Here is a 21,209-nt window from a genome sequence, read left to right as displayed (position 1 = left end):
CGGGTTCAGTCCCAGTCGGGCCGGGCGCTCTCCGGGTTGGCGATGCGGGCGTCCTCGCCCAATTCCAGCGCGGCGATGCGCTTCAGGTCCTCCTCGGTCAGCGTCAGGTCCTGCGCGCGGAGGTTCCCGGCGAGATTCTCGCGCTTGGTGCTGCTGGGAATCACGCTGAAGCCCTGCGCCAGCGCCCACGCCAGCGCCACCTGCGCGGGGTTCGCGCCGTGCGCCGCGGCGATGTCGCGCAACACCGGGTCGTCCATGACCTTGCCGACCGCCAGCGTCATGTACGACGTGAGGTGCAGACCCTCCCCACGCGCGAACTCCACCAGTTTCCGGTTCTGGAGGTACGGGTGGATCTCCACCTGATTCGTCGCCAGCGGCACCCCGCCCAGGATCTCCCGCGCTTGGCGCAGCCCCCCTATGTTGAAGTTCGACACGCCGATCTCGCGCGTCAGGCCCTGCTCGCGCGCCTCGGCCAGCGCCGCGAGGTACTCCTCGGGGCGCACCTCGCCGTTCGGGACGGGCCAGTGGATCAGAGTCAGGTCCACCTGCTCCACGCGCAGTTTCTCCAGGCTGACGCGCAGGCTGCCTATCAGCGCGTCCCGGCGGTAGTTCGCGGGTTTGATCTTCGTGGTCAGGTACACGTCCGCGCGCGGCACGCCACTCCCGGCGAGCACCTCGCCGATCTCGCCCTCGTTGTCGTAGCCCTGCGCCGTGTCGATGGCGCGGTAGCCGAGTTCCAGCGCGTCCGCGACCACGCGGCGCACCACGTCGTCTTTCAGGCGGAACGTTCCCAGTCCGAACTTCGGTACGGTCATGGCCGCACTCTGCCACGCCCGCCGCCCCGGCCGACTTCAGCGGATCTTCAGGGACAGCAGCGCCACGCACGGCAGGGCCTGTCCCACGGTTCAAGAACGGCCCGGCGGTTGCCGCGCGTCACGGCGCGGGCCTGTCCGGGCGGGATAGACTGGATTTTATGATTGGAAAGACTTACAAGACGATGCTCGGAGACCGTGAGCTGAGCATCGAGACGGGCAAGCTCGCCAAACTGGTGAGCGGCTCCGTGACCCTGCGCTACGGCGACACGGTCGTCCTGGTGACCGCGCAGGCCCGCGAGGAGAAGAGCACACTGGACTTCCTGCCGCTGACGGTGGAGTTCGAGGAACGCCACTACGCCGTCGGGAAGATCCCCGGCAGCTTCCACCGCCGCGAGGGCCGCCCCGGCGAGAAGGCCATCCTGTCCGCGCGCATCACCGACCGCCAGATCCGCCCGCTGTTCCCGAAGGGCTACCGCCACGAGACGCAGGTCATCATCACGGTCCTCAGCGCCGACCAGCAGAACCTGCCGGACGTGCTGGGCCCCATCGGGGCGTCGGCGGCGCTGAGCATCAGCGACATTCCCTGGGCCGGGCCGACCGCGTGCGTGCGCGTGGGGCAGGTCGACGGGCAGTTCATCCTGAACCCCACGACCGACCAGCTGGAACGCAGCCGCATGGACCTCGTCGTGGCGGGCACCCGTGACGCCGTGATGATGGTCGAGGCCGGCGCACAGAACGTGTCCGAGGAAGATCTGGTCGCTGCGATCGAGTTCGCGCACGCCGGGATGCAGGGCGTGCTGGACCTGATCGAGCAGATGCGCGCCGAACTGGGTCAGGAGAAGTTCAACTTCCTGGCCGACGGTGACCTCAGCACCGACCTCGTGCCGGAACTGGCCGAGGCGGCGCGCGCGGCGGGCCTGCGCGACGCGCTGCTGACCGCGAAGAAGAAGGACCGGTCGGCGGCCATCAAGGCGCTGCGCGACCGCCTGATCCAGGCGCGCATCCCCGAAGGTGAGATCGAGGGCGCCGAGGACCGCATCCTCGCGCTCAAGAGCGCGTTCAGCAAGGTGGAAAAGCAGGAACTGCGCCGCCTGATCCTGGAAGACGACCTGCGCGCCGACGGCCGCAACAGCCGCACCGTGCGCCCCATCTGGATCGAGGCCCGCGCGCTGCCCCGCGCGCACGGCAGCGCGATCTTCACGCGCGGCGAGACGCAGGTGCTCGGCGTGGCGACCCTGGGCACCGAACGCGACGAGATCCTCGTGGACGACCTGACCACCGAGACCGGCGACAAGTTCCTCCTGCACTACAACTTCCCCCCCTACAGCACCGGTGAGGTCAAGCGCATGGGCGGCCAGTCCCGCCGCGAGATCGGGCACGGGAACCTCGCCAAGCGCGCCATCCGCGCCGTGCTGCCCACCTTCGAGCAGTTCCCGTACGTCATCCGCCTCGTGGGCGAGGTGCTGGAATCCAACGGCAGCAGCAGCATGGCGACCGTCTGCGCCGGAACGCTGGCCCTCATGGACGCCGGCGTGCCCATCCAGGCCCCCGTGGCGGGCGTCGCGATGGGTCTGGTCATGGAAGGCGACAAGTACCGCGTCCTGACTGACATCCTGGGCCTGGAAGACGCGCTGGGCGACATGGACTTCAAGGTGTGCGGCACCGCCGACGGCATCACCGCCCTGCAGATGGACATCAAGGTGGGCGGCATCACCCCGCAGGTCATGCGTGAAGCGCTCGCGCAGGCCCGCGAGGGTCGCCTGCACATCCTCGGCAAGATGGCCGAGGTGCTCGCCGCGCCCCGCGCCGAACTCAGCCCCACCGCCCCGCGCATCGTCAGCATCAAGATCAACCCCGAACTGATCGGCAAGGTCATCGGGCCCGGCGGCAAACAGATCCGCGAACTCGAGGCCATGGGCGCGCAGGTTACCGTGGAAGAGGACGGCACCATCCGCATCTTCAGCGCGGACGGCGCCGCCGCCGAGGCCGTCAAGGCCCGCATCGAGGGCATCACCCGCGAGGCGAAAGTAGGCGAGGAATTCGACGGTACCGTCGTCAAGACCGCCCCCTTCGGCGCGTTCATCAACCTCTTCCCCGGCCAGGACGGCATGCTCCACATCAGCCAGATGAGCGAGGAACGCATCAACGCCGTCGAGGACGTCCTGAACGTCGGCGACAAACTCCGCGTGAAGATCGCCAACATCGACGACCGCGGCAAGATCGACCTGATCCGCCCCGAACTCGAAGGCAAGATCGCCCCCCGCGAACCCCGCCCCGCCCGCACCGGCGACCGCGGCGACCGTGGCGGCCGCCCACCCCGCCGCGACTGAGGGTGATGGTCGCAGGTTGAAAGTTGAAGGAGGGGCGTGCGGATCACTCGCACGCCCCCTCCCCTTTCAGCCTGTTCGCCTTAACGGTTCAGCAGTCGGTACAGCCCGACCCCAGTGCCGATCAGTCCGGCGATCAGGGCGGGCAGCAGGGCCGCCAGGGGCGCGTCCAGCAGCAGCAGTGCGCCCAGCAGCGCGAAGGTCAGTACCTCGCCCACGATGCCGGGAACGGACACGCGCGGCAGATCGCGGGTCAGGAGCGTCACGCTACCGAACGCCAGCGCGGCGGCCAGCAGGGCCATCAGCCAGAACAGGGCCGTCATGCGCGCAGTGTAGAGCGCGGTGGCCCGACGAACCGGCTGGCAGGGGGCCGGGGCTCGTGACTGCCCTGACTGCCGGTGTGCGCCGGTCACAGCGGTTTCCAGTTCCAGTGAGGGGCCAACATCACGCCCCTCAACTCCACCTCCAACCGCTGCCCTTCGCAGGTGCCCGCTCTGCGGCGCAGCTCTTCGAGTCCGCTCGATTCAGGGGGATTGAGAAAGACCTTCAATCCCTCTGAATTCTGCTGTCAGTTCACGGGCGGCAGTTCGTTGACAGGCGGATCCAGCAGAGGCTCGCCGCTGAAGCCGTCTTGATTGCCCTGTTCGCCCTCGGGAATCTCGACCGGCTCCACCGGTTGGCCCTGATCGCCGGGGTTCTGGTCCGGGATGACGGTGGGGTCCGGTTCGACTGGCAGGGGTTCGGGCGGGTTGTCCACCGGCACCTCCGGGACGGGGACGGGTTCCGCCTCGGGGGCGGGTTCCTCGACGGGCGTGACGGGAATCGCGTCGATCGGGTCGATCGGGTCAGTTTCCGGAACGGGCTCGGGTTCGGTCGCTTCGGGCACGGGGGTGGGTTCGGGTTCCGGTGTGGGCTGCGCGGGTGGGGCGGGCTGGCGGCGGCGGCCGAAGAAGCCGGTGGTGCTGCCGCTGCCGTCGCGGGCGACGGGTTCGTTGTCGGCGTCCTCGGTGCGGAAGGCCATGTTCACGTTCCGCACGACGCGGTACGTGATGCCGTCCGGCTGCCGGAAGTCCGCCTCGGGCTGCCCGGCCAGGGTGCCCGCGACCGACTGCTGCCAGATGGGGGTGGGGATCTCGCCGCTGTACGCCCAGCCGGGCAGCGGGCCGCCCTCCTGCTTGCCGACCCAGACGGCTCCGGCGACGGTGGGGGTGACACCCGCGAACCACAGGTCCTTGATGTCGTTGGTGGTTCCGGTCTTTCCGCCGACGGGCCAGCCGGGAATCAGGGCGCGCGTGGCGAGGCCCCCCTGGGAGGGAGTCAGGTCGTTGACGACGCCGCGCAGCATGTCCAGGCCCAGCCAGGCGGCGCGGGCGTCCCACACGCGTTTCGGGGTGGGGGCGGCGCGGGTGTAGATGACCTTGCCGCGCGCGTCCTCGACCTTGCGGACCAGGGTGGGCGCGTAGTACAGGCCGCCGTTGGCGAAGGTGGCGTACGCGGACGCCATCTGCAGCGGGCTGGCCTCCAGCGTGCCGATGGTCAGGGACAGTCCGGCGTTCGCGGGGGGCGTGAGGCCCAGGTCGCGCAGTTTCGCCTCGAAGGTGGGAATGCCGAGTTCCTGCCCGATGCGGACGGTGGGGAGGTTCAGGCTGTGGTCCAGCGAGTAGCGCATGGTGACGTACCGTCCGGTCCAGCGGCGGTCGTAGTTCATGGGCTGGTAGTCGCCGCTGATGGGCGCGTCAAGGACGGTGTCGCTCTGCTTCCAGCCCTTCTCGAGGGCCAGGGCGTACAGCAGGGGTTTCACGCTGCTGCCCACCTGCCGCCGGGCCTGCGTGGCGTTGTTCCAGTCGCTGGGCCGCTCGTCCGTGAGTTTCTGCCCGACCAGCGCCAGGACCTCGCCGCTGTCCGGGCGGACCAGGGCCGCGCCCAGGGTCGCGCCGTCGGGCAGGCGGGCGCCGCGGCTGGCCTGCTCGGCGGCGGCCTGCGCCTGGGCGCTCATGCCGGTGTAGATCTTCCCGCCGCCGTACAGGGCCTTGCGGCCGATCAGGGGCAGCAGTTCCTTCTCGACGGCCTGCAGGTAGTAGAAGTTCGGGTAGCGCTGCGCGCCCTCGGTCCGCTGGAGGTTCTCACCCAGGCGGTCCGGGCGTTCCAGGTTCGCGGTGCGCAGCGTGCCGTCCGCATTCCAGCCGATGCGCCACCCGGCCGGGTAGATGGGGGTCTTCCAGGCGGCGTCCGCCTCGGCCTGCGTGACCTGCCCGTCCTCGACCATGCGGTCCAGCAGGCTCTTCATCAGGGGCCGGTATGACTTGAATTCCTTGTAGCGGCGGTTCGGCGCGGGAATGATCGTGGCGAGGTACACGCTCTCGGCGAGGTTCAGTTCCGCCGCGTCCTTCCCGAAGTACGCGTGCGCCGCGCCGCCCGCCCCGATGATGTCGCGGTTGCCGCCGTCACCCCAGTAGATGACGTTCAGGTACGCGTTCAGGATCTGCTTCTTCTCGAAGTTGCGTTCCAGCTGGTAGGCCAGCACCGCCTCCTTGAACTTGCGTTCCGCGGTGCGCGCGCCCTGCAGGTCGGCGAGCAGGGTGTTCTTCACGACCTGCTGCGTGATGGAGCTGCCGCCCTCCAGGTCGTTCTTCAGCAGGCCCTTCAGCAGGCCGCGCCCGATGCCGATCACGTCCACGCCGCCGTGCTGGTAGAAGCGGCGGTCCTCGCTGGTCACGACCGCCTTCTGCAGCCAGGGGCTGATCTGCCCGGCCTTGAGCAGGTCGCGGTTCACGCTGCCGCCACTGCTGAGGCTGGGGGTCAGGGTGCCGACCAGCGTTCCGGCGCGGTCGTACACGCGGGTCTGCCCGCTGAATTCCAGGACGTCCAGGTCGGAGACGCTGGGCAGGTCGCGGCCCCACGCGGCCCACAGGCCGCCCACGCCGACCGCTCCGGCGAGCAGGACGCCTCCCAGGACATTGAACGCTCTCATCCGCGCCACTCTAGCGGGTGAGTCTGAACGGAAGCTGCGGCGGGGGCCGTCATGAGTGGCAGTCTGCCACGCGCGGGCCACTACGCCGTCCACAGAAAGCATGAGCGTCCCTTGTGGCTTGGCTGTCCCGCGCAGCACTCACGCCGCTGTTTCGTTCCGGCCCCTGTGCTGTCCGGGGAGCCGCGCCGCCCTGCCTGTCGGGGGTGTTCAGGGACGCCGCAGATTTCCCGCGATGCCTCTGAACTGCACGGTCAGTCGTAGCGGGCGGCGTCGGTCCAGTCACCCAGCGGCGCGCGGGCCTGCACGGTCAGGCCGTCCAGCACCCTGACCCGCAGGCCAGCGACGGGCAGCAGTACCCCGGCCGGGCCGGTCAGGCGGCAGGGGCCGGGGCAGCCAGTCAGGCGGACGAAGGTGGTGCCGCCCGGGTCGGTCCCCACGATGACCAGCGCGTCGTCGTCCAGGGTTACGCGCAGCAGCGAGTCGTCCAGCACGTGCAGGGTCGGCCCGACCGGTATGGGAGACGCCGGTGGGGTCGGGTCAGTCGGCGGCAGGACGGGGACCGGCGTGGCCTGCCCGGCGCTGGGGGGCCCCGGAACTGGAACCTGAACCGGCGCCGGGGCGGCGCCACAACCGGCGATCAGCAGGGCCGCGCCCAGCAGGACGGAGGTCAGCATGGTCTGTTTGAACACACTTCTGAATAACGGCCCTTCATGAGCAGGCCTTGACCGGCCGTTCATGAGAGGAGGTCAGGGATGCAGGAATCAGGGAACACTTGCCCCGCCGTGCAGCACGTACCATGACCCGTTAGCGCGCCATGACCCAGACTGCCTCTTCCCCCGTAACGGCCACTGGCCCCACCACCGACTCCCGCCTCTTCCAGACGATCGTGAAGGGGGTGGGACAGGCCATCGGCGACTACCGCATGATCGAGGACGGGGACCGCGTGATGGTCTGCCTGTCCGGCGGGAAGGACAGCTACACCCTGCTGGATGTCCTGCTGCACCTGCAGAAGAAAGCACCCATCGACTTCGAGATCGTCGCGGTGAACCTCGACCAGGGTCAGCCGGGCTTCCCGAAGGACGTCCTGCCCCGCTACCTGACGGAACTGGGCGTGCGCTTCGACATCCTGACCCAGGACACGTACAGCGTCGTCAAGGAGAAGACGCCGGAAGGCAAGACCACCTGCGCGCTGTGCAGCCGCCTGCGCCGCGGCATCCTGTACGCCCACGCCCGCAGGATCGGCGCGACGAAGATCGCACTGGGCCACCACCGCGACGACATCCTGGAAACGCTGTTCATGAACCTGTTCTTCGGCGCGCGCCTGAAGGCCATGCCGCCCAAACTCCAGAGCGACGACGGCACCAACGTCGTGATCCGCCCCCTGGCGTACGTCGCGGAGGCCGACATCATCCGCTACGCGCAGGCGCGCGAATTCCCGATCATTCCCTGCAACCTCTGCGGCAGCCAGGAAAACCTCCAGCGCAAGGTCGTCGGCGAGATGCTCGAAGGCTGGGAGCGGGAGCATCCGGGCCGCCTGACGAACATCGCCCGCGCCCTGACCCGCGTCACCCCCAGCCACCTGATGGACCGCACCCTGTTCGATTTCGCGTCCCTGAGCGTCACGCCCGCCGAGGGCGACCGGGGTTTCGACCCGGACGAGTACCCGCAACGCGAGTTCCTGAGCGGCGTGCAGGAACTCGACATGCTCGGCTGAGGCCGCGCGCGACAGGTGGGGCGGGTAGGCTGCCGGGGTGCGTCCCGACCTGCCCGCCCCGCTGCGTTTCCTGGCCTTCGATTTCGACGGTACGCTGACGGATTTCGTCGCGGCGGACATTCACGCGCTGGACACACTGCGACGCGCGGGTGGAGACCGGACTGGCCGACCCGCTGCGGCAGGATGCCGAGCGGCTGGGGCGGACGCTCGCGGCGTACGGCGTGCCCCTGACGGAGGAGCACCTGGGCCTGTACACGCGGGCGCTGGTGGCGGCGACGTTGCCCATGCCCGGCGCGGCGGAGCTGCTGCGTGATCTGCGGGGGGCCGGGGTGCGGCTGGCGCTGCTATCCAACGCGTATGACGGCCCGGCGCAGCGGGCGCGGGTGCAGGCCTGCTTCCCCGATGTGTTCGAGGTGGTCGTCATCGCGGGTGAGGTGGGGGCGCTGAAACCCGATCCCCTGCCCGTCCGGGTGATGCTGGACGCCCTGGGCCTGCCTGCCGGGGCGGGCGCGTACGTGGGGGACAGTCCGGAGCATGACGTGCGCGGCGCGGTCGCGGCGGGGCTGCCCGCGTGGCACGTTCACGCGCACCCGCGCGTGCGCGAGCGGGCGCTGGCGGGTGGCGCGGCGCTCAGCGTGGGAGCGCTAGCCGACCTGCCCCAGCCCTCATGACCCGTGGGGGATCAGGGCGGTGCCCACGCCCAGCGCGAGGTACACCCCACCCGAGACCTTCTGCTGCCGCCGGGCGAACACCCGGTTCCCCTGCCACCGCTGCCCCAGGCTGCCCGCCAGCAGGGCGTACGCGCCGTCACTCAGCGTGGCGAGCCCCAGGAACACCAGTCCCAGCGTGAGGGTCTGCGCCCACACGGGCCCGTGCCCGGGATGCACGAACTGCGGCAGGAACGCCAGGAAGAACAGCGCGGTTTTGGGGTTCAGGGCGTTCACGACCGCGCCCTGCCGGTAGATCTGCGTCAGCGGCGGCGCGTCCGGCACGGTGACCGTCAGGGTGTCCGGGGCGGGCGCGCGCAGGGTGCGGATGCCCAGCACGATCAGGTACGCGGCCCCCACCCACTTCAGGACGCTGAACAGCAGCGCGCTGGACAGCACCAGCGCCGAGACGCCCAGCGTGGCGGCCAGGACGTGCACCAGTCCGCCGGTCTGCACGCCCAGCGCCGACACCAGCCCGGCGCGCCGTCCCTGGTGGAGGCTGCGCGCCACGATGTACAGCACGCTGGGACCGGGAATCAGGATCAGGGCCAGCGCCGCGACGCTGAAGGCCAGCAGGGTGGACAGGTCAGGCATGCCCGAGGCTACGTCACCCGGCAGGACGGCACACGAGGGTCGTCCAGTGCGGCCACCACCGGGAACCCCCACTCTGCGGCCAGATGCGAAGGCGTCGCTCCGCCTGACTGCGTGCGCCGGAACTGCTGCACCGGGTGGCTGCGGGTGGTGCTCCCGGGCGCATCGGTTCACTGCCATCCCACCGCGTCACGCTTCAGCTCCGCGCCGGTCAGGATTCCACGCCAGTCTGCGTGGGGGCGGCGGGCCGGGCTGGGAGGAGCGCGGCGGCGACCAGACCGGCGAGCACCGTCACGCTGCCCGCCACGGTCAGCAGCGCGACCGGGCCGACTCCCTGACCGATCAGGGCGGCGCCGCCGGTGGCGGTCACGCCCATCAGGGCGCTGGTGGTGCCCAGTGCGCCGTAGACCCGGCCCCGGTAGGCGTCCGGGGTGGCCAGCTGGATCTTCGTGGAGAGCGCCACGTTCGACACGACCATCGGCAGGCCCATCAGGGCGCACACCGTGAACATCAGGGGCAGGGAGTGCCCGGTGTAAATCAGGAGCATCAGCGCCCCGACGGTCGCGGTGCCGCCCGCGATCAGGGGCCGCAGCGGCAGGCGCTCCACCGCCCGCCCGGCGATCAGGCCGCCCAGCAGGGTACTGGCACCCATGACGGTGCTCAGCAGGCCCACCTGCGCGGCGCTGGCGTTCAGGACGCCCTGCACGAACGGCATGTACGCGGCGTCCACGAGCGTGCCGCCCAGGCCGGTCAGGGCCAGGACAGTCATTAGGGCCAGGATCACGCCGCTGCGGCCGATCACGCGCAGGCCCGCGCGCCACTCTCCGGCCAGGGTGTGCCAGGAGCCGAGCAGCGTCTCCCCCACCCCGACCGGAGCGGGGCGGGCCTGCGGGACGCGCGGCAGGCGCGTGAAGCACAGCGCCGCACCGAAGAACGTCAATGCGTCGAACACCACCACGCCTGTCACGCCCGCCTGGGCGACCAGCAGGCCGCCCAGCGGCGGGCCCAGCAGGCGCGCGACTGTCATGCCGACCGACAGGGTGGCGTTGGCGCGGGCCAGGCGCGCCTCGCCGACCAGGGACGGCAGCAGCGCCCCCCCGGCGGGCAGGGCCAGCAGGCTGAGGGTCAGTTCGGTGAACATGACGGCGTACGCCACCCACAGCCAGCCGGGCTGCGTGGCGAGCAGCAGCGCCAGGATCACGACGCCCTGCAGCAGCTGGCTGACGATCAGCACCCGGCGCCGGTCCCAGCGGTCGGCGAGCACTCCGGCGAACGACCCGAACAGCAGGCCCGGCAGGTACCCGGCCAGCGCGAGCAGCGCCGTGGCAGTCACCGAGCCGGTCTCGCGGAACACGAAGTACCCCAGCGCGAGGCTCAGGGCGCGGTCCCCGATCTGCGTGATGACCTGTCCCAGCCACAGGGGGAGGAAGGCGGGCACGTTCAGCATGTGGTCTCCATGCTGGGCAGCGTGCGCCGTACCCTGGTGAACATGACACGCCCCGATTCACCCAGCTCAGCGGTCAGTCCGGAGGCCAGCGGCGCCCCCACGGACTCCGGCGGGTGGCAGCGGCTGGACGACCCGGCGGCCGCGCGGGTCCTGGCCGACGCGTACACCCGGCAGTTCTTCGAGCCGTTCATCTACCGCGAGCGGCGCGTGTCCGACGTGGCGCGCGAACTGGGCGTGTCCACGAACGCCATGCTGTACCGCGCGCGGCAGTTTCAGCGGCTGGGCCTGCTGGTGGTCACGCGCACCGAGGCCCGCGCGGGCCGCGCCGTGCAGCACTACCGCGCGTCCTCCCGGCGGTACTTCGTGCCGTTCGCCGCGACGGACGCCGCGACCGTGCAGGCCCTGTACGAGGAGTCGCTGGACAACTCGCGCCGCTCGGTGCTGGACGCCCTGACCCGCGCGTGGGGTGAACTGGCCGACGATCCCCGCTGGTTCGGGCTGTACACCGCCGGGGATGAGCGAGGCCTGCACAGTCACGTGCTGCTGCCGTTCCCGCCGCCGCAGCCGCCCAGCCGTGGGGGCGCGGGCCTGCTCGATGCGCTGCTGGGCGACGCCTTCCCGGCCCTGTGGGACAACACCACGCACCTGCACCTGCGCCCGGAGGACGCCAAGGCCCTGCAACGCGAGTTGCGCGACCTGCACCGCCGCTTCAAGGCCCTCAGCGTTCCGGACGGCGAACGGCATCTGCTGCGCCTGACGCTCGTCCCCCTCCCCACTGACAGCAGCCTCCCGAGGGAGTGAAGGGCTTCCTCAGTGCCTCGGAATCGAGCACCTGGGAAGGGCGGTTGAAAGTGGAGCCCTGGGGCGTGCCCTTGGCCCCGAGGTGGAGCTGGACACCGCTGCGAGTGAATCGTCACGGAGGTCCCTCACCTGCCCGTGCGGGCCGTTGCCATCGGCCAGACATGCCCCGCTGAGGGCACGACGGCCCCGCAGCCTGGGGCCACCGGAGGTCCCCTCATGACACGAATCCTGCCCACCGTCCGCCCGCCCGTCCAGCATCGAATCGTTGGAACGTGCGTCCCTGCTCCAGGCCGGGAGCGGCCCGTCATCCGGCCGGGCCGGTGGTGCGCGTGAAGCGCTCGGCCGAGGCGTCGCGGGTGTTCGTGCTGCGCGTGCGTTTTGAGGACGGCGGCGGTCCCGCCGGGCAGTTCCGCGCGGCCCTGCACGAGGGCGGGGCGCGGTAGTTACTTCATGAGCCCTGACGACTGCCTGGAGCAGCTGTACCGGCAGTTCGTGCTGCCCGGCGCGCCGGTGGTAGGCGAACACCCGACCCTGGGCGGGGTCGGGTGTCAGGGCGGATGAGGGCTCAGGGCGTCTCGGTGTAGGCGCCCAGGCGGCGGAAGCGCGCGGCCCGGTCGGTCTTCAGGGTGGCGGGGTCCTGCGCGGCCAGTTCGCGCAGGTGCCGCGTGACGGCCTCACCGACGGCGCGGGCGGCTTCCTCGGCGTTCAGGTGCGCGCCCCCGGTGGGTTCGGGGATGACTTCCTCGACAATCCCGAGTTTCAGGAGGTCCGGGGCGGTCAGGCGCAGCGCCTCGGCGGCCAGGGGGGCCTTGCTGGCGTCCTTCCAGATGATGCTCGCGGCGCCTTCCGGGGAGATCACGGAGTACCACGCGTTCTCCTGAATGAGCACGCGGTTGCCCACGCCGATGGCGAGCGCGCCGCCCGAGCCGCCCTCGCCGATGACGACGTTCACGACCGGCACGCGCAGGTTCAGCATGCGGCGGATGCTCTCGGCGATCGCCCAGCCCTGGCCGCGCTCCTCGGCTTCCAGGCCCGGGTAGGCGCCCTGGGTGTCGACGAGGGCCACGACGGGCAGCCCGAACTTGTCGGCCAGATCCATCAGGCGTACGGCCTTGCGGTAGCCCTCGGGGTTGGCGCTGCCGAAGCGGCGTTTGATCTTGCTCTTCGTGTCGCGGCCCTTCTGCTGCAGCAGCAGCATGACGGGCACGCCCTGCCAGCGGGCGGGACCGCCGATCAGGGCGGGGTCGTCGCCGTAGCGGCGGTCACCGTGCAGTTCGGTGAACTCGATGCACAGGTGATCCACGTAGTCCAGCGCGGTGGGGCGGCCCTGCGCGCGGGCGAGTTGCACGCGTTCCCAGCGGGTCGGGGCCGCTTTGGGCTGCTGGGCGCGCAGGCGGTTCACCTCGGCGCGCAGGGGGTTCAGGGCGGCGTCGAGGTTCTGCCCGGTCTTCTGGGCGGTGACTTCCAGGTCCCTGACGCGGGCCTCGAGTTCTTTCAGGGTGTCGATGGGGGCGGTCACGCGTTCACCTCCCGGCTGGTCAGCAGGCCCAGCAGGGACGCGAGGTACGCGCGCTGCTCGCGGCGGTCCACGACGGCGTCCACCATGCCGTGCTCCAGCAGGAACTCGGCGCGCTGGAAGCCCTCGGGGAGGTTCTGGCGGATGGTCTGCTGGATCACGCGCGGTCCCGCGAAGCCGATCAGGGCGCCGGGTTCGGCGACGATCACGTCCGCGATGGTCGCGAAGCTGGCGGTCACGCCGCCCGTGGTGGGATCGGTCAGGACGCTCACGTACGGCAGGCCCTTCTCCGACAGGGTTTCCAGCGCAACGGTGGTCTTGGCCATCTGCATCAGGGACAGCGCACTCTCCTGCATGCGGGCGCCGCCGCTGGCGGTCACGATGATCAGGGGCGTGCCGTGCGCGGCGGCGTGCTCGGCCGCGCGGGCGATCTCCTCACCCACGACGCTGCCCATACTGCCTCCGGAGAAGGCGAAGTCCATGACGGCCAGCGTGACCGGCACGTCCAGGATGGTGCCGGTGCCGGTCAGGATCGCGTCGGGGCGCCCGGTCTTCTTCTGCGCGCGGCGCAGGCGGTCGGTGTAGGCCTCGGTGTCCTGAAAGTTCAGGGCGTCGGTGGGGTGAACACGCCCCGAAAGCTGGTTGAAGCTGCCCTCATCGAGCAGCACCTGCACGCGTTGCGCGGCGTCCAGGCGGATGTGATGCCCGCATTTGGGGCACACGTAGGCGCCCGCCTCGAGGTCACGGTTGTAGACCCCTTCCTTGCAGGCGGGGCACTGGGTCCACAGGTCAGGCACGTCCGAGCCCGGCTGCTGCTGCGGGCGACGGCGGCGGAAAAAACGGTCAAGGGCCATGCGGTGTACTCCTCCGTGGGCATTCTAGGCGGCGCGGCCCCCTGCTTTTGCACCGGGTGCAACGAGCGTCCAGTTGCGATCGGGCCGCCCTTCAGCCCAGCTTGCTCTTCAGGTAGTCGTCCATCTGCGCCAGTTGCACGTTCAGGTCACGCTGCAGGGCGTCCACACGGGCACTCAGGGCCGCGACCTCACCCGAACCGCTGCCCTGACCCAGCACCTTCAGGCGCTCGTCAAGGTGCGTCTGCAGCTGCGCGAACCGGCTGCCCTCCTGCTGGTCCAGGCTGACCCGCAGCGCCTCCATGTCACGCAGCAGCTTGGCACTGTCCGCCTGCGCGCGCAGTCCCGTGATGCCCGCCCAGAAGTAGAACAGCAGCGCCAGCAACGCCGCCACGATCAGCAGGATCAGGCCCATCGGCACGCCCGTGTACGTCACGAACCCCAGACCCAGGGTGTGCGGGAACATCAGGGCGTTGGTGTTCAGCACCGCGAACAGGCCCAGCAGGACCAGCACCACGATCAAGACGACGGTTCTCATCCGCTCAGCGTACCGGCCGTGCGGCTGCCAGAGTCGAGCGGCCCCTTGTGGGAACGTTGACGCTGCGGGCGGAACCACGCGGCGGGGGGGCACCCTTGCTGACCTGACTTCCACAGGACGTATGCTGATCGCGTGTCACTTGTCGTCATGGTCACCCTCCCCCCCGAGCGGGCCCTTGACCTGGCCCGCATCCTCGTTGCCGAACACCTCGCCGGGTGCGTCAACATCATTCCCGGACTGCAGAGCGTGTACCGCTGGCAGGGCGAAGTCGCCGAGGACCCCGAGAGTCTGCTGCTGATCAAGACCAGCGGCGAACAGTACCCGGACCTCGAAGCGCGGATCAAGGCCGTGCATCCCTACGAGGTGCCGGAGATCATCGCGTTGCAGTACGACCGGGCCCTGCCGGAATTCCAGGCGTGGCTGCGCGACGCGCTCACGCCCCCGCAGCGCTGATCGGCGCCGGCCGCCGCCCCCGCGAATGCAGGAGCGGCGGCCGGCGGGGGGCAGTTACTGGAACTTGCTCAGGACGACGCTGACGTCCTTGAGGGTGAAGCCAAGGGTGCAGCCGGCCAGACCGTTGTCGCTGGCGCTGATGGTGGCGGCGACGCTCACGGTGTTCTTGCCGCCCGCCGTCAGGATCGAGAAGAACTTCATGGCGGTCGCGGTGTCCGCCGCGACGTTCAGCCTGGTGTCGGAGACACTGTACGTGGCGCTGTCAACGGCACCCGACGTCTTGGTCAGCGTGAACTGCGCGCCCGATGCGGCGGTGAACGTGGCGCTGGCCGCCGCGTCGCTGGCGTCCACCTTCACGTCCCTGACGGTCACGGTGAACGTCTGCGGCTTCACGCACACGCCGTTCACGGCCACCTGACTGAAGCCAGTCTTGAAGTCCAGCCCGCCGGGCTTGATGCCGAAGGGCAGGTCCGGGATCTGGATGTCATCAAAGGGGGCGCCGGCCGTGCTGTAGCTGACGGTGCCCTTCACGGACTCGATCACCAGGGGTGAGGACGCCACGAGTTGCTTGCCTTCCAGACCGGCGGGGTTGGCGATCGTCTGGGCAGGAATGGCCGCCCCGACGATCTTGCTGCAGCTGGAGAGCACGGTGGTCAGGACGACCAGGGACAGGATGGGCAGGTTCTTCATGGGACTCCTTGAACGGTGCAGGGGACGATCCGGCCCATTCTAATGAGTGCCAGCCCAAGTCCGGTAGGGTAAAGCCCACATCTGACCTTCATTCCCTCAGTGCTTCCATCAGACGGGCAGGGGGGCAGAGCGGCCGAAACCGCAAGAGAAAAACACCCCCACCGACTGGGTGGAGGTGTTTCGTGGCGGGCCCTGTAGGACTTGAACCCACGACCTACGGTTTTGGAGACCGCCGCTCTACCAACTGAGCTAAGGACCCGTTCACGCGCGCTGTCCGCGCGGGCCTGTGCAGAGTAGCATTCACCCCGGAATCGCGCAAGAGTGCGCGGGAACCGGCGAATTGGCCTAGAACACGCCGCCGCCCAGGAAGAGGCGCAGCGCGGCCAGGGCCAGCACCACGACATTCAGGGTGGTCGCGCCCCGGTCCTTGGCGAGCACGGCGAGGATCAGGCCCAGCACGGCGGGCGGCAGGACCAGGAGCCAGTTCAGCCAGCCCAGCAGCGGCAGGAAGCCCAGTAGCAGGCCGATGGCGGCGAGTATGCCCAGCAGGATGGCAATGAGTCTCATGTGGTCAGGTACGCGGTTGAGCGGGTGGGGGTTGCGGCTGTCCCAGGCGCGCGGACGTGCCGCATGAGGGGGGTGTAGCGTGGCGAGGTGACTGGGCAGACAGGCGGGAAGAAGAAGACTGGGGCGCGACTGCCCCCGGGCGCGCGGGTGCGGGCGCCGCAGGTCCTGGCGGCGCTGGAGGGCCTGTACCCGGACGCGCGGACGGAACTGGAGTTCCGCACGCCGTTCGAGTTGCTGGTGGCGACGGTGCTGAGCGCGCAGGCGACGGACGTGAGCGTGAACGCGGCGACGCCCGCGCTGTTCGAGGCGTTCCCGGACGCGCACGCCATGAGCCGCGCGGACGCGGAGGACATCGAGCCGTACATCCGCCGGATCGGGCTGTACCGCGCCAAGGCCCGCAACCTCGCGGCGCTGGCGCGGCTGCTGGTCGAGCGGCACGGCGGGGAGGTCCCGAACGATTTCGAGGCGGTGGTGGCGCTGCCGGGCGCGGGCCGCAAGACCGCGAACGTGGTCCTGTCGAACGCGTTCGGGTATCCGGCGATCGCGGTGGACACGCACGTGGGTCGGCTGGCGCGCCGCCTGGGCCTGAGCACCCAGTCGAACCCCGACAAGGTGGAATCGGACCTGCAGCGCCTGTTCCCGCGTGAACGGTGGGTGTTCCTGCACCACGCGCTGATCCTGCACGGCCGCCGGGTCTGCGCGGCCCGCAAACCTGAGTGCGGCGCGTGCGTCATGGCGAGCTTCTGCCCGAAAGTCGGCGTGGCGTGAGCGGCGATCCACTGAACGCGCAGCGGGGGCAGACGTGGCGCTTCTCGCGGCAGGTGTGGCTGTTCCTGGCGTCGGTGTTCGCGTTCGGGCTGTCGCAGGCGTTCACGGCGCTGTTCCTGAACTTCTACCTGCGGGCGCTGGGCCTGGGTGCCGAGTGGCAGGGCGTCATGAACGCGCTGCCCGCCATCACCCTGGCGTGCCTGAGCCTCCCGGCGGTGGCGGTCGCGCGGCGCATCAGCAACGCGCACGCGCTGAAGGTCGGCGCGGCCCTGAACCTGCTGGGCCTGGGTCTGCTGGTCCTGGCGAACGGGCCGGTGCTGGTCATCGTGGGCGCGGTCGTGCAGGGCGCGGGCGGCGCGCTGAGCATGGTCGCCGCGTCGCCGTTCATGGCGAACAACAGCGACGAACGCAGCCGCGTCACGCTGTTCAGCGTGCAGAACGCCCTGATGACCGGCGCGGGCTTCCTGGGGAACCTGCTGGGCGGGCAGATTCCCACCCTGTACGCCCAGAGCACCGGCACCGCGCCGGACGCGCTGGGGGCGCTACGGGCGGCGCTGCTGGTCGCCGCCGGACTGCAACTCCTGGGCGTGCTGCCCGTCCTGGGCCTGAAACCCACCGGGAAGACGAAACCCACCGGGCGCAGCTTCCACGTCCGGGACCGCGCCACCATGGCCCGGCTGGTCCTGCCGAACATCCTCGTGGGCCTGGGGGCGGGCGCGACCATCCCGTTCCTGAACGTGTTCATCGAGGGCAAATTCAGCGTGTCCTACGCGGGCCTGGGCACCCTGTTCGCCTGGACCAGCCTGGCGACCGCCGCCACGGCCCTGCTGCAACCCCTGCTGGTGCGCCGCATGGGGCAGCTGCAGGCGGTGCTGCTCGTGCAGGCGTGCAGCCTGCCGTTCCTGGCGGTGCTGGGCTTCGCGCCGCAGCTGTGGATGGTCACGGCGGCGCTGTTCACGCGCGGCGCCCTGATGAACGCCGCCGGACCCGTGTACAGCGCCTACGCCATGACCACCCTGCCCGAGGAGGACCGGCCCATGTATTCCGCCGTGAACCTGATCGCGTGGGACCTGGGCTGGGCGATCAGCAGCGTCCTGTCGGGCGTGGTGCGCGGCGCGCTGCCCTTCACCACCGCCTTCAACGCGCTGTTCGCGTGGACGCTGCTGATGTACGGCGCGAGCGTCCTGGCGATCTACCTGGGCCTGTACCGCCGCGCCGCACGCACCCAGACGCACACCCCGGTCACGCCATGACCCGCGCGCCAGACCGGCAGATGAATACTCAGTTGACCTCCGAACTCATGAACGGGGGTAGACTGCCAGTGATGAGCGACACCTCCCCCCTTCGCCGCCTGCACCGCGTTCAGGAACTCGACCTGAACCTCGACCGCCTGCGCGACGAGGAAGGCAACATTTCCACCGAACTGCGTGACGCCCGTGCCGAGCAGGAACGCCTGAACAACGCCCTCGAGGACACCGAGATCACTCTGGAAGGCGTCGAGAAGAACATCCGCCGCACCGAACTCGACCTGTCCAGCATCCGCGAGCAGGTCGGCCGCGCGCGCGAGGAGCAGGAGAAGAACGCCTTCGACGCCCGCGCGCAGTCGCAGTACGGCAGCCGCATCCAGATGCTCAGCGAACGCGCCGACGAACTCGAGGAGGACCTCGCCCCCCTGCGCGAGCAGCAGCAGGCCCTCCAGGCGCGCGCCGCGGACCTGCGCGGCCAGCACCGCGCCCTGCGCCCCACCCTGGGCACGCTGGAAGAGCAGGACGAGACCCGCGTGCAGGGCCTGCGCGACCAGGGCGAAGCGGACCGTCAGGAACGCGCGCAGCTCGCCGGGAACCTCGACGCGCGCACCATCCGGGAGTACGACATGATCCGCCGCGCCAAGAAGGGCCTGGGCGTCGTGGAGATCAAGGCCGGACGCTGCAGCGGCTGCAACGTGAACCTTCCCGTCAACGTCCAGCAGAAGGCCGCACAGGGCAAACTGCCCCCCGTGAAGTGCCCCAGCTGCGGCCGCTTCCTGATCCGCCTCGACCTCGCGTAAACCGCAGGGAAAACCCCACCCCGCCTTGCTGGCCTGGGGTGGGGTTTCGCTTGAGCAGTCAGCCCAGGTTCAGAACTCGTCGCGTTCGAACACGGTCTGGATCTGCTCGCGCGTGAGGCCCTGCCCGAGCAGGATCAGCAGCAGCAGCCGGGCCTTGTGGGCGTTCAGGAAACTGGCGGGAATCGCGCCCGCCTCGACCAGGGTCGCGCCGCCGCCCACGTAGCCGTACACCGGCAGGACGGGCCCCGCGTGGGTGCGGGTGGCGATCACGACGGGCTTCTCCGTGCCCTGGATGAGCGGCAGGAGTTCGGCGGGGAGGTTCCCGGTGCCGAGCGCCGCGATGACCAGCCCGTCGGCCCGCTCGGCGGCCTCGGCGTAGCCTTCGCCAGTCCACCCGGCGTAGGCGTAGAGGATCTCCACGCGCGCTTGCAGGTGGGCGGGGTGGTACGTGGCGCGCGGTTCGGGCATGGCGAAGTAGTGCAGGCGCGGCGTGTGGCCTTCGCGGTCGATGCGGCCGATGGGGCCGGGGTACCCGCCGAAGGCGTCCACGGCGGTCGTGTGGATCTTCGTGACGGTCCGCGCGTCGAAGATGTCCCCGCCGATCACGACGAGCGGGCCGCGGCCGGGCGTGTGGGGGTGCAGGGCGACGTGCGCGGCGTCCAGCAGGTTGGCGGGGCCGTCCCAGCTGATCTCCTCGGCGTGGCGCATGCTGCCGGTCAGGACGACCGGGACCTTCACGTCCAGCATCAGGTGCAGCGCGAACGCCGTTTCCTCCAGGGTGTCGGTGCCGTGCGTGACGACCACGCCGTCGTGCGTGGGGGCCAGTTCGCGGATCAGGGCCGCCAGCTGCCCCATGTGCGCGGGCGTCATGTGCGGGCTGGGGAGGCTGAACGGTTGCGCTTCGGTGACCTGCACCTGTTCCAGGCCGGGCAGCGCGGGGGGCGTCTGGGGGGTGAGGCCGCGCCCGTCGGGGCTGGGGCGGCTGGCGATCGTGCCGCCCGTGTGGATCAGTGCCAGTCGGGGCGCGTGGGCGGGCGGGGTGGCGTCGCTGGGCATCACTGGCATGGTAGTCGCGGCGGCGGGGGGCCGCAGCCAGGGGTCTAGGGTCGAAGGGTCTGAGGGCGAGGGTGGCCCGCTGGGCCGGACGGCCGGCTCCCACAGAACGACATTACCCGCCAGCTCGCAAGGCTGGCAGGTCGGTCGCGGACGCCTATCGGCGGCGCCGGCGTTGCCAGACGAACGTCGCGGCGAACACGGCGACGGTCAGGGGCAGCTCGGCCAGCAGGGCGTCTGGAACTGCCGTGCCCACCTGGGTGCGTTGCCACAGCCCGACCCCCAGCCACACGAGCACGGCCAGGGTGGGGATCAGAAAGCGGCTACGGCGCGGACCAGCGGGAGAAACGGGCTGGTCGGGCAAGGTCAGCTGCGCGCCGCGTCGATCAGGGCCTGCGCGCCGCGGTCAAGCATGTCGGCGGCGAGTTCCGCGCCCAGGTCGGCGCATTCGCTGGGGTCGCCCTGCGTGGTGGCGCGGATGACGTGCCCGCCGTCCAGGGCGCCCACCCAGCCTTCCAGGGTCAGCAGGCCGCCCTTGACGGTGGCGTGCGCGCCGACCGGGGCCATGCACCCGGCACCGAGGCCCGCGAGGAATTCGCGTTCGGCGGTGATGCGGTCGTCGGTGGTGTGGTCGTGAATGGCATACGCGACCTCAATGGTCAGGTCGTCGTCCGCGCGGGTTTCCAGCGCCAGGGCCCCCTGGCCGGGGGCGGGGAGCATGATGTCGGGTTCGACGAACTCGTCGATGCGGTGGCGCATCTCGGTGCGGATCAGGCCGGCGGCGGCCAGGATGATCGCGTCGTACTCGTTCCCGGCCAGCGCCGCGAGGCGCGTGTCGATGTTGCCGCGCAGGTCGATGACCTGCAGGTCCGGGCGGTACGCGCGCAGGAATGCCTTGCGGCGCACGCTGCTGGTGCCCACGCGGGCGCCCTGCGGCAGGTCCGCGAGGCGTTTCATGCCTTCCTTGCCGATCAGCACGTCCCGCGCGTCCACGCGCCGGGGAATGGAGCTGACCTCCAGCCCCTCGGGCTGCTCGGTGGGCAGGTCCTTCAGGGAGTGCACCGCGATGTCGATCCGCTTGGCGAGCAGCGCGTCCTCGATCTCCTTGACCCAGAAGCCCTTGTCCCCCTTCTGCGCCATGGCCTCCAGACTGCCGCGGTTGCGGTCGCCCTTCGTGCTGATGGTCTGAATGCGGAAGTCCGTGTCCGGCCATTCCTCTTTCAGGCGAGCCACCACCCACTGGGTCTGTGCAAGCGCAAGGGTGCTGCCGCGCGTTCCTACCGTCACCATCCGCATAACCCGCGCATTATACGGGCCGCGCGCCCGCCCTGCACGCCACAGGTGGGGGGCGGG

The 21,209-nt window shown here is 70.4% G+C and carries 22 protein-coding genes and 1 tRNA gene; 8 read left to right on the top strand and 15 right to left on the bottom strand.

Going from position 1 to position 21,209, the window contains the following annotated elements:
• Nucleotides 1–5 precede the first annotated feature (5 nt).
• On the bottom strand, nucleotides 6–815 hold the full coding sequence (gene dkgB, locus IEY69_RS12220; protein WP_189073434.1) for a 2,5-didehydrogluconate reductase DkgB: 810 nt from the start codon (nucleotides 813–815) through the stop codon (nucleotides 6–8).
• 158 nt (nucleotides 816–973) lie between these two features.
• Here dkgB and pnp point away from each other — a divergent pair, with 158 nt between their 5' ends.
• Nucleotides 974–3,145 (top strand): polyribonucleotide nucleotidyltransferase, encoded by a 2,172-nt coding sequence (pnp, locus tag IEY69_RS12215; RefSeq protein WP_189073433.1) that lies wholly within the window; start codon nucleotides 974–976, stop codon nucleotides 3,143–3,145.
• Nucleotides 3,146–3,225: 80 nt separating this feature from the next.
• Here the strand turns inward: pnp and IEY69_RS12210 are convergent, their stop codons facing one another.
• The 3 genes from IEY69_RS12210 to IEY69_RS12200 form a co-directional block, all read right to left on the bottom strand.
• Complete coding sequence (locus tag IEY69_RS12210; RefSeq protein WP_189073432.1) at nucleotides 3,226–3,465, bottom strand: hypothetical protein; 240 nt, start codon at nucleotides 3,463–3,465, stop codon at nucleotides 3,226–3,228.
• A 245-nt stretch (nucleotides 3,466–3,710) separates the two neighbouring features.
• Entirely contained in the window at nucleotides 3,711–6,113 is a 2,403-nt protein-coding gene (locus IEY69_RS12205) for a transglycosylase domain-containing protein (RefSeq protein ID WP_189073431.1), read from the bottom strand.
• Between the two features lie 251 nt (nucleotides 6,114–6,364).
• Entirely contained in the window at nucleotides 6,365–6,787 is a 423-nt protein-coding gene (locus tag IEY69_RS12200; protein WP_189073430.1) for a hypothetical protein, read from the bottom strand.
• A gap of 140 nt (nucleotides 6,788–6,927) precedes the next feature.
• On the opposite strand from IEY69_RS12200, the gene ttcA reads away from it, so the two are divergent.
• A complete protein-coding gene (gene ttcA / locus IEY69_RS12195; RefSeq protein WP_189073429.1) occupies nucleotides 6,928–7,827 on the top strand; it encodes a tRNA 2-thiocytidine(32) synthetase TtcA in 900 nt (299 codons plus the stop codon).
• Nucleotides 7,828–7,976: 149 nt separating this feature from the next.
• The gene (locus IEY69_RS12190; protein WP_189073428.1) at nucleotides 7,977–8,498 is read left to right on the top strand and encodes an HAD family hydrolase; all 522 of its coding nucleotides are present in this window, start codon (nucleotides 7,977–7,979) and stop codon (nucleotides 8,496–8,498) included.
• Here the strand turns inward: IEY69_RS12190 and IEY69_RS12185 are convergent.
• A complete protein-coding gene (locus IEY69_RS12185) occupies nucleotides 8,493–9,128 on the bottom strand; it encodes a LysE family translocator (RefSeq protein WP_189073427.1) in 636 nt (211 codons plus the stop codon). The genes IEY69_RS12190 and IEY69_RS12185 overlap by 6 nt on opposite strands.
• Nucleotides 9,129–9,336: 208 nt before the next feature.
• Nucleotides 9,337–10,572, bottom strand: coding sequence for an MFS transporter (locus tag IEY69_RS12180; RefSeq protein WP_189073426.1), 1,236 nt, complete (start codon nucleotides 10,570–10,572; stop codon nucleotides 9,337–9,339).
• Between the two features lie 42 nt (nucleotides 10,573–10,614).
• On the opposite strand from IEY69_RS12180, the gene IEY69_RS12175 reads away from it, so the two are divergent.
• Nucleotides 10,615–11,373, top strand: coding sequence for a hypothetical protein (locus IEY69_RS12175; RefSeq protein ID WP_229783912.1), 759 nt, complete (start codon nucleotides 10,615–10,617; stop codon nucleotides 11,371–11,373).
• A 565-nt stretch (nucleotides 11,374–11,938) separates the two neighbouring features.
• Here the strand turns inward: IEY69_RS12175 and IEY69_RS12170 are convergent.
• From IEY69_RS12170 to IEY69_RS12160, 3 genes are all read right to left on the bottom strand, one after another.
• A complete protein-coding gene (locus tag IEY69_RS12170; protein ID WP_189073424.1) occupies nucleotides 11,939–12,892 on the bottom strand; it encodes an acetyl-CoA carboxylase carboxyltransferase subunit alpha in 954 nt (317 codons plus the stop codon).
• A complete protein-coding gene (gene accD, locus IEY69_RS12165) occupies nucleotides 12,889–13,743 on the bottom strand; it encodes an acetyl-CoA carboxylase, carboxyltransferase subunit beta (RefSeq protein ID WP_189073423.1) in 855 nt (284 codons plus the stop codon). The genes IEY69_RS12170 and accD overlap by 4 nt, the downstream gene beginning before the upstream one ends.
• 91 nt (nucleotides 13,744–13,834) lie before the next feature.
• A complete protein-coding gene (locus IEY69_RS12160; protein ID WP_189073422.1) occupies nucleotides 13,835–14,278 on the bottom strand; it encodes a LapA family protein in 444 nt (147 codons plus the stop codon).
• Between the two features lie 132 nt (nucleotides 14,279–14,410).
• Between IEY69_RS12160 and cutA the strand changes: the two genes are divergently transcribed.
• A complete protein-coding gene (gene cutA / locus IEY69_RS12155; protein ID WP_189073421.1) occupies nucleotides 14,411–14,731 on the top strand; it encodes a divalent-cation tolerance protein CutA in 321 nt (106 codons plus the stop codon).
• A gap of 54 nt (nucleotides 14,732–14,785) precedes the next feature.
• Here cutA and IEY69_RS12150 read toward each other — a convergent pair whose 3' ends face one another.
• The 3 genes from IEY69_RS12150 to IEY69_RS12140 all read right to left on the bottom strand — a co-directional run bounded on the left by IEY69_RS12150 (nucleotide 14,786) and on the right by IEY69_RS12140 (nucleotide 15,988).
• Nucleotides 14,786–15,421, bottom strand: coding sequence for a hypothetical protein (locus IEY69_RS12150; protein ID WP_189073420.1), 636 nt, complete (start codon nucleotides 15,419–15,421; stop codon nucleotides 14,786–14,788).
• 183 nt (nucleotides 15,422–15,604) lie between these two features.
• Nucleotides 15,605–15,680, bottom strand: a tRNA-Trp gene (locus IEY69_RS12145).
• 86 nt (nucleotides 15,681–15,766) lie between these two features.
• On the bottom strand, nucleotides 15,767–15,988 hold the full coding sequence (locus IEY69_RS12140) for a hypothetical protein (protein WP_189073419.1): 222 nt from the start codon (nucleotides 15,986–15,988) through the stop codon (nucleotides 15,767–15,769).
• A gap of 87 nt (nucleotides 15,989–16,075) precedes the next feature.
• Between IEY69_RS12140 and nth the strand changes: the two genes are divergently transcribed.
• From nth to IEY69_RS12125, 3 genes are all read left to right on the top strand, one after another.
• Nucleotides 16,076–16,756, top strand: a complete 681-nt coding sequence (nth, locus tag IEY69_RS12135) for an endonuclease III (RefSeq protein ID WP_189073418.1) — start codon at nucleotides 16,076–16,078, stop codon at nucleotides 16,754–16,756.
• Nucleotides 16,753–18,009, top strand: coding sequence for an MFS transporter (locus tag IEY69_RS12130; protein WP_229783911.1), 1,257 nt, complete (start codon nucleotides 16,753–16,755; stop codon nucleotides 18,007–18,009). Before nth ends, IEY69_RS12130 begins: the two co-directional genes overlap by 4 nt.
• Nucleotides 18,010–18,080: 71 nt before the next feature.
• Nucleotides 18,081–18,803, top strand: coding sequence for a zinc ribbon domain-containing protein (locus IEY69_RS12125; RefSeq protein ID WP_189073417.1), 723 nt, complete (start codon nucleotides 18,081–18,083; stop codon nucleotides 18,801–18,803).
• A 69-nt stretch (nucleotides 18,804–18,872) separates the two neighbouring features.
• On the opposite strand, the gene IEY69_RS12120 is transcribed toward IEY69_RS12125, so the two are convergent.
• From IEY69_RS12120 to hemC, 3 genes are all read right to left on the bottom strand, one after another.
• The gene (locus tag IEY69_RS12120; RefSeq protein WP_189073416.1) at nucleotides 18,873–19,859 is read right to left on the bottom strand and encodes an asparaginase; all 987 of its coding nucleotides are present in this window, start codon (nucleotides 19,857–19,859) and stop codon (nucleotides 18,873–18,875) included.
• Between the two features lie 154 nt (nucleotides 19,860–20,013).
• Nucleotides 20,014–20,220 carry a hypothetical protein gene (locus IEY69_RS12115; RefSeq protein WP_189073415.1) on the bottom strand — a complete coding sequence of 69 codons (207 nt, stop codon included), beginning with the start codon at nucleotides 20,218–20,220 and terminating at the stop codon, nucleotides 20,014–20,016.
• 2 nt (nucleotides 20,221–20,222) lie between these two features.
• A complete protein-coding gene (gene hemC / locus IEY69_RS12110; RefSeq protein WP_189073414.1) occupies nucleotides 20,223–21,152 on the bottom strand; it encodes a hydroxymethylbilane synthase in 930 nt (309 codons plus the stop codon).
• Nucleotides 21,153–21,209: the final 57 nt, after the last annotated feature.

Source organism: Deinococcus sedimenti, from assembly GCF_014648135.1.
Taxonomy (GTDB): Bacteria; Deinococcota; Deinococci; order Deinococcales; family Deinococcaceae; genus Deinococcus; species Deinococcus sedimenti.
The sequence above is the reverse complement of the archived record's forward strand: the minus strand, read 5'-3'. Positions and strand labels throughout refer to the sequence as shown.